Below are 10,923 nucleotides of genomic sequence, written 5' to 3' on the forward strand. Positions count from 1 at the left end.
ATGGTCCGCGCGATGTAGGGCGCAACCAGTCCCAGGCCGCTGGTGCGCACCCGCGTCGCCAGCAGCGACTGATGGGCGTCCCGGAAAGTGGTGTCGGTGACACGAACCCCCGATGAGTCACGCAACCAGCGCGCGAAACCTTCGGGACCCAGCTCGACCAGAAGTTGTTTGGAGCCCGCCGGTGGCGCCTTCGACAGATCGATATCAGGCAACTTGTCCTGCGGGTACAGCGCCGACGGTCGGGATCCGTGTGGCTTGTTGACGGTCACGTCGGCCAAATAGTTGAGGATCTTGGTGCCACGGTCCGCCGATGACCGCGCGGTGAGCAACGCCGGGTGCTCCTCGATGAACGAGGTGGTGACATGGCCGGTCTGGAAATCGGGATCATCCAGGACTGCTTGCAGGAACGGGATATTCGTCGACACGCCACGGATCCGGAACTCCGCGATCGCCCGCCGCGCCCGGTTCACCGCAATAGTGAAGTCGCGGCCCCGGCAGGTCAGCTTGACCAGCATGGAGTCGAAGTGTGCGCTGACCTCTGCGCCGAGATTGGTTCCGCCGTCAAGACGTATGCCCGCGCCACCCGGGCTGCGGTACGTGGTGATCCGTCCGGTGTCCGGCCGGAAGCCGTTGGCCGGGTCTTCGGTGGTGATGCGGCATTGCAGCGCGGCGCCGTGCGGGCGAATGTCCTCTTGGCGCAGGCCCAGATCGTCGAGGCTCTCGCCGCCCGCAATGCGCAGCTGGCTGGAGACCAGGTCGACGTCGGTGATCTCCTCGGTGACGGTGTGCTCCACCTGGATCCGGGGATTCATTTCGATGAAGACGTGGTGACCACGCTCGTCCAGCAGGAACTCCACCGTGCCCGCGTTGCTGTATCCGATGTGGCGGGCGAAGGCGACCGCGTCGGCACACATCTTGTGCCGCAGTTCTTCTGGCAGGTTCGGGGCGGGCGCCACCTCGATGACCTTCTGGTGGCGGCGCTGCACACTGCAGTCCCGCTCGTAGAGATGAATCACGTTGCCGTGCGTATCCGCCAGGATCTGCACTTCGATATGGCGCGGGTTGAGCACGGCCTGTTCGAGGTAGACGGTGGGATCCCCGAACGCCGACTCGGCTTCACGGCTGGCCGCCTCGATGGCTTCGGGCAGCGCGTCGGCGTCGGTGACCCGGCGCATCCCTCGGCCACCGCCGCCGGCGACCGCCTTGACGAACAACGGGAATTCCATCGCCGACGACGCCGACACCAACTCCTCGACCGACGACGACGGCGCCGACGACGTCAGGACCGGCAGACCCGCTTCACGGGCCGCGGCGACCGCCCGGGACTTGTTGCCGGTGAGCGACAGCACTTCGGCTTTGGGGCCGACGAACGTGATGCCTTTCTTCGCGCACTCGGCGGCCAATTGCGGGTTCTCCGAGAGAAATCCGTACCCGGGGTACACCGCGTCGGCACCCGCGGCGCGCGCGGTGTCGACGATCTCGCTGACAGACAGGTACGCCCTGACCGGGTGGCCGATCTCGCCGATCTGATAGGACTCGTCGGCCTTCAAGCGGTGCAACGAGTTCCGGTCTTCGTACGGGTAGACAGCGACGGTGCCGACGCCGAGCTCGTAGGCGGCCCGGAACGCGCGAACGGCGATCTCGCCGCGATTGGCAACCAGCACTTTGGAGATCACGTACGTCCCTCTTCAATAACTAGGCGGGCAGGTTGTTCAGATCAGGGTGGACCAGTAGTCCCAGAACCGGACCACGATCAGCAGAAAGACGGCGGTGAACCAGATCGTGGCGATCGACCACCGCCAGTGGTGGAACTCCCGCGCGACGACTCCGCCGCGGCCGTCACCATTGGGCCCGAACGCGATCGAGGCGACCACCACGAGCAGTGAGATGGTCGCCACCCACACCACCATGCAGTACGGGCACAGCGCCCCGATGCGATAGAGGCTTTGGATGATCAGCCAGTGCACGAACCCGGTCGCGGCCAGCGTCCCGAAGGTGATCCCGATCCAATACCAACGTGGCAGCGGCACTTTGGCCACCGCCAGCACACCGGTGACGAAGACGATCGCGAACGCGGCGATTCCGATCAGCGAGTTCGGGAAGCCGAACGCCGATGCTTGCGGCGTCGTCATCACCGAACCGCAGGACACAATCGGGTTGAGATTGCACGACGGCACATACGACGGATTGACCAGCAGTTCGATTTTCTCGATGGTCAGCGTGGCCGAGGCGATCAGGCCGGCCACACCCGCGATCAGGATCCACCACGCGCTGGCCGATGGGACTGGCGACGCTATCGTCGAATGTTCGACCGGCCCTTCGGTTTTGGCTGCCGCCGAGGTGGTCACGACGCTGCTGGGGTCGCAGCCGAGTCGATTCCGGGCACGTCTCCGACGATCGCTTTGATCTTTGCGACGAATTCTTCCGGCGTCGTCCACTGGTAGTCCTGGCCGTTGATGCGCACCGTCGGGGTGGCGTGAATGCCTGCCGACGTGATCAAGCCGTCGACCATCGGGATGTACTTGCCGGACTTGATGCAATCGGGCACCTTGCCCACCACGCCGGCTTCGCGGGCCAACTCGACCAGCCTCGCGTTGTCAGGGAATGCTGTCCCGGCCTCGTCGGGCTGAATGTCCTTGGTGTACAGCGCGGTGTGGAATCGGCGGAAGGCGTCGATCGACTCGTCGGCGACGCAGTACCCGGCGTTGGCGGCTCGCGACGAGTATTGCTGGTTCTGCGGCCTACTGAGAAAGCCGGTCATGTAGTAGTCGGCGGCGATCTCGCCGCCGTCGATCAGCTTCGAGACCGTTGGCCCGAATCCCCGCTCGAAGTTGCCGCAGGCCGGGCAGAGGAAGTCCTCGTAAAAGGAGACCACGGCCTTCGGGTCGTGGGTGCCGTCCTTGACGACCAGCTTGCTCGACGTCACCCGGGTGGCCCGAGCTCCGTCGGTAGAGGTCTTCTTGCTGTCCGGCAGCACGGCCCAGACGACAAAAACGGCGAACGCGATCACGATCGCGGTGAGCCCAGTCCGGACCGCCAAGTCACGTCGCCGTCCGGCGGCGTTGAGGTCGTATTTCGCTGGACGGTTCGATTTGGCGGCTTTTTCGCCCATGGGTCAGGTCACCATTTCCACATAGTCGGCTTCGTTGCCCGGCCGCGGTGCGGTCGGCGGTAGCGCCCTAGCCTACCGGCGTCGCAATAGCCAGGTCGCGTGGTGACGATTGAGGGCGGCGCGGCCTGAGGTGGGGGTGCCTCCCAGCCGCGCAGCGGCGAGGGAGGGACGCGCAATCGACTCAGACGCGGCTGAGATGGGCTCGCAGCGCCGAAATCAACTCCGTAGTGGCCTGCGCGCTTCCACCGCCCAGCGGGAACAGGTTGGCAAATCCGTGCGTGAGAGATCGCATTGAACGCCAGTCGACGTGGGTCCCGGCCGTGTGGAGCGCCGCCGCGTAGCGGTCTCCCTCGTCACGCAACGGGTCGAAGCCCGCGGTGGCGACCAGCGCGGGCGGCAGCCCGGCCAACGAGTCAGCCAACAACGGCGAAATCCGCGGATCTGCCGGCTCGATACCCGAGCCGTCCAGGTACTGGACCTCGAACCAGTCCATGTCGGCTTTGGTGAGCAGAAAACCCTCGGCGAACAGACTCAACGACCGGGTCTGCGCGGTGAAGTCGGTGCGCGGGTAGATCAGCCATTGCAGCACGGGCTGCGGGCCACCCTGGTCGCGCGCCAGTTGTGAGACGACGGCCGCCAGGTTGCCACCGGCACTGTCCCCGCCGACGGCCACTTTCCCGGGGATTGCGCCGAGTTCCTCGGCGTGTTCGCACGCCCACTTGAACGCCGCGTAGGCGTCGTCGACCGCGGCCGGTGCTTGGTGCTCAGGGGCCAGCCGGTAATCGACCGACAGCACGTGAACATCGGCGTCGCGGCAGGCCAGCCGGCATAACGCGTCGTGGGTGTCCAGGTCGCCAATAGTCCAGCCGCCGCCGTGGTAGAAAACCAGCAACGGGGTTGGCTTCGTGGCCGCCGGCCGATAATGCCGGGCCGGGATGGGGCCGACCGGTCCCGGTAACGACAAGTCCCGGACGCCGACATGCACCTGCGGGCCGGCGAACGCCATCAACGATTCCCGCATCAGAGCCCGAGATGCCGCAACGTCGTCACCTACCGCCAAGCCCTGGATGCCCATCGCGTGCTGTGCCGACAGCATCAGCTGCAACGTCGGATCAAGCGTGTTGCCGTCGACCGTGACCGAACGGCCGCCGGCCAGCAGTCGCAGGGCGCGCGTTGGTACCCACGGAATCACCTTGACGCCGACTTTGGTGGCGACGCTCTTCAGCCGGTTGGCCCAGCCACCGGTCGCGAGCTGCCGAGCCGGTGCGCCTGGCAGACTTCGTGTCATGGCTAGTCCCTCGAGTCCCTCGGTCCCACTGAACAACGGTCATTCCATCCCCGCGCTCGGATTCGGCGTTTTCAAAGTCCCGTCGTCCGACACCGAGCAAGCGGTGAGCACCGCGCTGCGAGCCGGATACCGCCATATCGACACCGCCTCGGTGTACGGCAACGAACGCGAGACCGGTCGCGCGGTCGCGGAGTCCGGCGTGCCCAGGGACGAACTTTACTTGGTCACCAAGCTTTGGAATTCCGAGCAGGGTTACGACAGCACACTGGCCGCGTTCGACATCAGTATGGACCGGCTGGGCATCGATTACCTGGACCTTTACCTGATCCATTGGCCGATGCCCAAGCTGAACATGTTCATCGACACCTTCAAAGCCTTCGCTCACCTGCGCGACCAGGGCCGGATCCGGTCGATCGGGGTCAGCAACTTCGAGCCCGAACACATCAACGCGCTCGTCGACGCCACCGGGATCGTGCCGGCCGTCAATCAGGTCGAGCTGCATCCGCGGCTGCCGCAGACCGAACTGCGCGAGCTACACGCCCGCCTCGGTATCGCGACCGAGGCGTGGGGGCCGCTCGGGCAAGGATCGCTGCTGACCAGCCCTGCTGTCACTGCCGTCGCCGAGGCCCGCCACCGCACCCCGGCGCAGGTTCTGATTCGATGGCATCTTCACCTCGGTAATATCGTCATCCCCAAGTCGGTAAACCCCGAGCGGATTGCGAGCAACTTCGACGTGTTCGATTTCGAATTGAGCGAAAACGACATAGCGTCTATCTCCTCGCTCGATGACGGAAACCGGCTCGGTCCTGATCCACGAACCTTCGACTTCACAGGCAGGTGAAAGATGTCGGGCGGCCCTGACCTTTCAGTCCCCTCCGTTGCACTCAACGACGAAAATACGATGCCGGTACTCGGCCTCGGGGTCGCCGAGCTGACCGAGGACGAAACCGAACGCGCCGTATCGACGGCGCTCGAGAACGGCTACCGGCTGATCGACACCGCCTCGGTATACGGGAACGAAGCCGCCGTCGGCCGGGCCATCGCGGCGTCGGGAATCCCGCGCGCGGAGTTGTTCGTCACCACCAAGGTCGCCAACGCCGACCACGGATTCAACGTCGCCCAGGACGCCGTCAAGGTGAGCCTGGACAAGCTCGGGCTGGACTACGTCGACCTCTTTCTCGTGCACTGGCCGCAGCCGCAGCTGGGAAAATACGTGGACACTTTCGGCGGCCTGATTCAGGCCCGCGGCGACGGCCATACCCGCTCGATCGGGGTGTGCAACTACACCGAGGAGTACCTGGAAACGGTCATCGACCTGACCTACGTCACCCCCGCGGTCAACCAGATCGAGCTGCACCCCCTGCTCAACCAGGCCGGATTGCGGGCGTTCAACGCTCAACACGACGTCGTCACCGAGGCGTACAGTCCGCTAGCGGTCGGCAGGGTGCTGGACAACGCCACCGTGACGTCGATCGCCGGCGAATACGGCCGCACCCCGGCGCAGGTGCTCATCCGGTGGAGCATCCAGCTGGGCAACGTGGTGATCCCGCGCTCCGGTAATCCCGAGCGGATCGCCAGCAACTTCGACGTCTTCGACTTCGAGTTGACCACCGCCCACATGGAAGCGCTGAACGGGCTCAACGATGGCACCCGAGTCCGCGAGGATCCGCTGACCTACACCGGCGTCTAGCGTCCGGTCGGGCAGGTCGTTGCGGCCTGCCGCAGCACGTTGCTCGAGACCAGGTCGATCGGGAGCCCGTATCCGCGCCTCCGGGCCTGCGGCGTCGGCGGAAGGAATGCAGTTCCCGCACCAAGCGACTACGCCGCGGCTAGGCGCTGGGCCGTGGTACTGCTTTGCCAACAACACAGGAAATGAGACAGCGTGACTGCGGGAACGCCTCGCAAAACCGCGGCGCGAAGCCTGTCCCAATCTCTACAAATGAGACTGAGGGCCGCCGCCTAGTCCCAAGCTCACCCTCATGGGCGTTGATTGGTTATCAACGACCGTCGCTGAGGCTCGGTACTGTAGGCGGATGACACGGTGGGATGGAGAGCCGCGATGACCGCTGTCAAATACCTAAACCCGGAGTCCGCCGCCGCGCCAGCAGGCAAGTACAGCCACCTGAGCATCACCTCGGAGAAGGCGCGCATCGCGACGTTCGCGGGACAGATCGCTACAACCACCGGATCTAAAATGCCCGAAGGCGTCGCAGATCAGGCCCGTCTGGTCTTTGCCGCGATCGAGACACTGCTCGCCTCACAGGGTGCCGCGCCAGCGGATCTGATCAGACTCTTGACCCTCCTCGTAGGCCGCGACAGCCTGACGAAGTTCAATACGATGCGCGATGAGGTATACGCCGACTGGTTTACCGACGGTTCCTACCCGGTCAACACGGTGGCCATCGTCGCAGGGCTAGCAGCCGAGTCAATCCTCATTGAGATCGAGGGGAGCTTCGTGTGCCCACCACCGGTGAACCAAGAGCTGGGCGTAACCGCTCGCGAATAGCACCGTCGACTACGCCTGATCTTCGACAGCGAAACCATCGTGCGAGACGCGAAGTGATCGGCTACGAAGTTTCAGTAACGAGACAACCTGCCGGGCTCGCCCGTTGGTAGATCAATCAAAGGTAGCGAAGAATGGCTTCGTTGAACGTGTCGTCTATTGGTTCTCTGGAGAACCAGCGACGGTAGAACAAAGGGCCAACCATGCCCGCGACAACGTTAGCAGGGCTTCGGTTTAGCTCTACCTCGCCGCGTCCCAATGCTCGATTAATGACCTCAACGACTGGACCATCATTTGGGCATGAAGGGCAGCCTGCATTCGCGCCACGTGCTCGTCTCGTTCGGCGGCGTCAATGATCGACGGCAGAATGGACGTCCATCCGGCAGAAGCTAATTCTCGGGCTAGGGCTTCAGTCAGCTCACGGATGTCGCTGGCGAAGCTACCGCTGTCTGGGGTCGCAGAGGCAGTACCGATGCGCGAACACGCGTCCAGCAGCAATGCACTTTGCGAGGGCCAATGTCGATAGATCGTGGTCTTGGCGACTCCCGAGCGGCGTGATACCTCGTCGATGCTGACGCCGCCGATGCCACCCTCGGTGAGTAGCCGATAGGTCTCGGTGAGCACAGCATCTTTGGACCGCTCGACACGCTTATCGGTCGCCATGTCTGAACTGTCACCAACGACAATTCCCATCGGATAGCTGTCTAATCTTTCGGGTTAAGAACACGATTAAAAGCCGTAGCAATTGCACCCGAAATGAGCATAAGGCTCACCAGCATCTGTGCTGACACTAGAATGCGGACACTGTCGTTATTTGGTTTAATGTCCGCCATTCCCGTTGTTGTCGCAGTGCTCATTGTAAAGTACAGCAGTTGGATGTGGGATGGGTGCGCGGGACAGAAGGCGGCGGACGATGACTGATCAGACAGCAGAAGGTAGAACCAGGCAAACAACCCCTCGGTAAGCATAAGTACCGCGAACACAATTACGGCGTCATGCGCAACTGAGTTGAAAAGTTTTAGTCTAAAGACTGCAAACAACACTAGCACCGGGACAATTAGCAGTAGTAGCAATAAAATAAGCACAATTAACCACTCAGGGAGATCTATATCTGGGCCGAAGCCAAAGAAAAGAAACCACCACGGCAGCGTAGATGCTATGAAGATCAAAAGCACATAGATATGGCCTCTCCGGTGCGGCTTCTGTAGAGATATGTCCGTCAACTCTCCCCCTTATGCTTCGGCCGACGAGGTGGCATACCGCACAGGCATCTCGAACACAACACCAATCGGCTCGGATCGGTCGCGGCGCTGCGCTGGGCTGCCGGTGGTCAACTACCTCCTGTGGTGATCCGCTGCGAATCTCGATGCCGGGCGCTCCGTGCGACACGGCGCGCTTCAGTATGCGCGCCGATAACTCCGTCCGACCGTCGCTCTCAGCACTGTCACAGATCGCGAAAATTAGAATCGCGCATAGTTCGACCAGCCCGCTGGAAGTGAGAGGACCACATATGAACTGGGCCAAACTCGTCGCTGTCGCGACGGTGGCGGCGTTAATCGCGGCACCCGCGACGGCCTATGCGGACGCCGTTCCCACCACCGATGAGGTAATCGCCGTCCTGGCTAAGCTGACCGACCCGGGCATTCCCGCCGCGAGCAAGACTGACATTGTCACGCCGGGATTCGCCCCTGATGAAGCCGGGACAATCGACAACCATCTGAACCGAATGAACGTGAACATTTTCGGCGGGCTACTGCCCCCGAACTTCGTCGTGACCGACATCCAGCCCGCACCCAACAACTCCGCTGGGGCCACCGTGGCCACCACTGGGGGATATAAACACGCCACTCACCCTCGGCCGATTGTTCTGGTCAATCAGGGCGGGCACTGGCTGATCACTCACGACACCGCAATGACCGAGTTGGACGCGTTATGGAGCGCCGCCAATCGGGACCAGACTAATTAGTCAGATGCGGAATAATCCCGCACTCATCACACTGAGTGTCGTCCCGGTCTGACTCGTTCTTGCCGTGTCTCGCCGGGCGTCGAACGTACTCACTACGTGCTGGCAGTCTCCAACAACCCCTAGTCCGTTCAGACCGTTGACGGCAACGAAACCATCGGAAAGCTAGATGGTCTGCTGCGAGCTCGTTCCAGCGTTGATTTTGGGCGAGCGGGACTGGAGCTCGTGAGTTGGCTGGGACTGCCCTCGACGCCTTCTCTCCTGAGTGCAAGCTGAGATAGGCTGAGCTCAGCCTTATATCGGCTATAGGGTCCACGTCGGCTCCCTGCAGAAGGACCCCCATGAAGAGCTTTGACCGCACTGTTCATTGCGCGCTGCAGTGGACTGTCGGCGCCGCGTTGACCGCGACCGCCGCGGTATCGGGCATGGGCGCCGCCGCGGCGGATACGCCCACCGATGTTCTGGGCCCCATCACCGATGCGGCCGCGACTGCGCCGCTGGCTGCCAGCCTGAGCAATGAGTACTTTCCGGCTTCGATTCCCTACAGCGCAGACCCGGCCAACCCGTTCTCGCCCGTTTACACGATCGAGCCTGTCGGCGCCCCTGAGGTGTCGGTGACCACGGCCAGCGGCGAGGTGGACGGTACCCAAGCCTTCTCTGTCGACACCCTCGGCATTCCGGTCGGCACCTTCACCGGACAGTTCGATTACTCGCCGATCTCGAGCCCGGCCTTTATTTTCGGCAACCCTTACGGCGACTTCATCCTCGCGACCGACACCACCGGCACACCCGTTCCCGAAGGCACCGGCTTTCTGCTCGACGAATTCGGGTTTGGCTTCGGCAACGTCTTCGAGTCCTCAGAAAACGTCGCCAACACCGCCTACACCGTCGGTGACTTCCTGCTCACACCCTACGGCGACATCAACATCAGCCCCATCGTCGAAGCACTGATGAACTTTACCGGCACCCTCTGAACCCTCGTTGCGGCGATCAACACCACCGCGAACGCTGGCGCGCCCGGGGTAAATACCGCGCTCTCGCTACGGCGTAGGCAATGGGGCTGGCAAGTCATTACTGGGGTCGTGAGCCCGGCGATGGGGGATCACGGGTGATAACACCGCCCCAGGCATTTCTTGAGGACCTCCGGCGTGGCCCACGCCACCATTCCCAGGACCTCCGGCGGGGCCCCCGTCACCAGGTCCACCGCCACCAGGTCCACTGCCAGCATGTCCACCGCCACCAGGTCCACTGCCAGCGTGTCCACCGTCAGCATGTCCACCCTCAGCATGTCCACCCTCAGCATGTCCACCCTCAGCATGTCCACCCTCAGCATGTCCACCGCCACCATGTCCACCGCCATGACCCCCGCGGGCAGGAAGAGGCATCTGAGCGGCGGCCTGCGCTACTGGCGTTGCACAGAGTAGAGAGCAAGCGGACAACACCCCAGCAGCGACTTTCCGGCCTCTCACGGCGGCGACCTTAATTCCGGTATAGGAGTTCATTCGTGGTTTCTCGCTTCCAGCGGGCGTGTCGAACGTTGCGCCCCGAGGGTAGTTTTCTCCAACTGTGAGAGTGTTGAGAACGGAGTGGCTTTTGGTCTCGCACCGCGACCGATGCGCATGTGAGTGACGCGATCGGCCTTGGCAGCGTCGCGGTCTCGGTTCTCTCGGCGTGTTGGGCGGTGATCCGGCCGGACACTGGACGTCCGGCACTTATTCAAGGCGGTCAGGGTCAAATCACACGGCCGATCGCAGTATCCGCCCGAGGTGGCCTCCCTCGACGACACAGTGTCTCGATAACCAGAGTTTTCGGCACGCCGGCGCTGAACAGCATCGCGGGCGTCATTGCGGCTAAATCGTTTTGGACGAACGCTGCGGGGTCGTGTACGTCAAAGCGTCCTTCTGGGGCCGCAAACGAGGGGTGGCTTACCCATGCTCAACCTTTCGGGCAGTTTTCAGCAGCGCCACGCAAGACCGCGGCCGAAGGCGCATCGACAGGCAGCCCGTAACCCCGCAACACTGCGATGAATTGCATCGCGTACTGACAGTGGAACGCAG

General features: G+C 63.0%; 13 protein-coding genes and 1 pseudogene. 5 read left to right on the forward strand and 9 right to left on the reverse strand.

Annotated elements, in window-relative coordinates:
• The 4 genes from ACQY5A_RS00005 to ACQY5A_RS00020 all read right to left on the reverse strand — a co-directional run.
• Nucleotides 1-1,676: biotin carboxylase N-terminal domain-containing protein (locus ACQY5A_RS00005; RefSeq protein WP_428338308.1), on the reverse strand; the 1,676-nt coding region annotated here is incomplete at its 3' end.
• A 36-nt stretch (nt 1,677-1,712) separates the two neighbouring features.
• Complete coding sequence (locus tag ACQY5A_RS00010; protein WP_428338309.1) at nt 1,713-2,348, reverse strand: vitamin K epoxide reductase family protein; 636 nt, start codon at nt 2,346-2,348, stop codon at nt 1,713-1,715.
• Complete coding sequence (locus tag ACQY5A_RS00015) at nt 2,345-3,112, reverse strand: DsbA family protein (RefSeq protein WP_428338310.1); 768 nt, start codon at nt 3,110-3,112, stop codon at nt 2,345-2,347. The genes ACQY5A_RS00010 and ACQY5A_RS00015 overlap by 4 nt, the downstream gene beginning before the upstream one ends.
• A 181-nt stretch (nt 3,113-3,293) precedes the next feature.
• Nucleotides 3,294-4,400 carry an alpha/beta hydrolase gene (locus tag ACQY5A_RS00020; protein ID WP_428338311.1) on the reverse strand — a complete coding sequence of 369 codons (1,107 nt, stop codon included), beginning with the start codon at nt 4,398-4,400 and terminating at the stop codon, nt 3,294-3,296.
• Here ACQY5A_RS00020 and ACQY5A_RS00025 point away from each other — a divergent pair.
• From ACQY5A_RS00025 to ACQY5A_RS00035, 3 genes are all read left to right on the forward strand, one after another.
• Nucleotides 4,399-5,241: an aldo/keto reductase gene (locus ACQY5A_RS00025; protein WP_428338312.1), complete on the forward strand. Its 843-nt coding sequence runs from the start codon at nt 4,399-4,401 to the stop codon at nt 5,239-5,241. The genes ACQY5A_RS00020 and ACQY5A_RS00025 overlap by 2 nt on opposite strands.
• 3 nt (nt 5,242-5,244) lie before the next feature.
• On the forward strand, nt 5,245-6,090 hold the full coding sequence (locus tag ACQY5A_RS00030; RefSeq protein WP_428338313.1) for an aldo/keto reductase: 846 nt from the start codon (nt 5,245-5,247) through the stop codon (nt 6,088-6,090).
• A gap of 369 nt (nt 6,091-6,459) precedes the next feature.
• Nucleotides 6,460-6,906, forward strand: a complete 447-nt coding sequence (locus tag ACQY5A_RS00035; RefSeq protein ID WP_428338314.1) for a Rid family hydrolase — start codon at nt 6,460-6,462, stop codon at nt 6,904-6,906.
• A 115-nt stretch (nt 6,907-7,021) separates the two neighbouring features.
• Here ACQY5A_RS00035 and ACQY5A_RS00040 read toward each other — a convergent pair whose 3' ends face one another.
• Genes ACQY5A_RS00040 through ACQY5A_RS00050 form a run of 3 tightly spaced genes read right to left on the reverse strand, consistent with a single transcriptional unit; the run spans nt 7,022 to nt 8,078 of the window.
• The gene (locus tag ACQY5A_RS00040; RefSeq protein ID WP_428338315.1) at nt 7,022-7,162 is read right to left on the reverse strand and encodes a hypothetical protein; all 141 of its coding nucleotides are present in this window, start codon (nt 7,160-7,162) and stop codon (nt 7,022-7,024) included.
• On the reverse strand, nt 7,144-7,566 hold the full coding sequence (locus tag ACQY5A_RS00045; protein WP_428338316.1) for a TetR/AcrR family transcriptional regulator: 423 nt from the start codon (nt 7,564-7,566) through the stop codon (nt 7,144-7,146). The genes ACQY5A_RS00040 and ACQY5A_RS00045 overlap by 19 nt, the downstream gene beginning before the upstream one ends.
• A gap of 41 nt (nt 7,567-7,607) precedes the next feature.
• Nucleotides 7,608-8,078, reverse strand: coding sequence for an ion channel (locus ACQY5A_RS00050; RefSeq protein WP_428338317.1), 471 nt, complete (start codon nt 8,076-8,078; stop codon nt 7,608-7,610).
• A gap of 335 nt (nt 8,079-8,413) precedes the next feature.
• Here ACQY5A_RS00050 and ACQY5A_RS00055 point away from each other — a divergent pair, with 335 nt between their 5' ends.
• Together ACQY5A_RS00055 and ACQY5A_RS00060 are read left to right on the forward strand one after the other, a co-directional pair.
• Nucleotides 8,414-8,869, forward strand: a complete 456-nt coding sequence (locus ACQY5A_RS00055) for a hypothetical protein (RefSeq protein WP_428338318.1) — start codon at nt 8,414-8,416, stop codon at nt 8,867-8,869.
• 422 nt (nt 8,870-9,291) lie between these two features.
• Nucleotides 9,292-9,840 (forward strand): hypothetical protein, encoded by a 549-nt coding sequence (locus tag ACQY5A_RS00060; protein ID WP_428338319.1) that lies wholly within the window; start codon nt 9,292-9,294, stop codon nt 9,838-9,840.
• A gap of 128 nt (nt 9,841-9,968) precedes the next feature.
• Here the strand turns inward: ACQY5A_RS00060 and ACQY5A_RS00065 are convergent, their stop codons facing one another.
• Together ACQY5A_RS00065 and ACQY5A_RS00070 are read right to left on the reverse strand one after the other, a co-directional pair.
• Nucleotides 9,969-10,169, reverse strand: coding sequence for a hypothetical protein (locus ACQY5A_RS00065; RefSeq protein WP_428338320.1), 201 nt, complete (start codon nt 10,167-10,169; stop codon nt 9,969-9,971).
• Between the two features lie 632 nt (nt 10,170-10,801).
• A pseudogene (locus ACQY5A_RS00070) lies at nt 10,802-10,923 on the reverse strand (hypothetical protein); the annotation flags it as partial.

The organism is Mycobacterium sp., assembly GCF_965277065.1.
GTDB lineage: Bacteria > Actinomycetota > Actinomycetes > Mycobacteriales > Mycobacteriaceae > Mycobacterium.

Coding starts and splice junctions, on each gene's coding strand:
- ACQY5A_RS00035 (WP_428338314.1), top strand. CDS start 6,460: ATGACCGCTGTCAAATACCTAAACCCGGAGTCCGCCGCCGCGCCAGCA.
- ACQY5A_RS00025 (WP_428338312.1), top strand. CDS start 4,399: ATGGCTAGTCCCTCGAGTCCCTCGGTCCCACTGAACAACGGTCATTCC.
- ACQY5A_RS00055 (WP_428338318.1), top strand. CDS start 8,414: ATGAACTGGGCCAAACTCGTCGCTGTCGCGACGGTGGCGGCGTTAATC.
- ACQY5A_RS00020 (WP_428338311.1), bottom strand. CDS start 4,400: ATGACACGAAGTCTGCCAGGCGCACCGGCTCGGCAGCTCGCGACCGGT.
- ACQY5A_RS00045 (WP_428338316.1), bottom strand. CDS start 7,566: ATGGCGACCGATAAGCGTGTCGAGCGGTCCAAAGATGCTGTGCTCACC.
- ACQY5A_RS00065 (WP_428338320.1), bottom strand. CDS start 10,169: ATGCTGAGGGTGGACATGCTGAGGGTGGACATGCTGACGGTGGACACG.
- ACQY5A_RS00030 (WP_428338313.1), top strand. CDS start 5,245: ATGTCGGGCGGCCCTGACCTTTCAGTCCCCTCCGTTGCACTCAACGAC.
- ACQY5A_RS00015 (WP_428338310.1), bottom strand. CDS start 3,112: ATGGGCGAAAAAGCCGCCAAATCGAACCGTCCAGCGAAATACGACCTC.
- ACQY5A_RS00060 (WP_428338319.1), top strand. CDS start 9,292: ATGGGCGCCGCCGCGGCGGATACGCCCACCGATGTTCTGGGCCCCATC.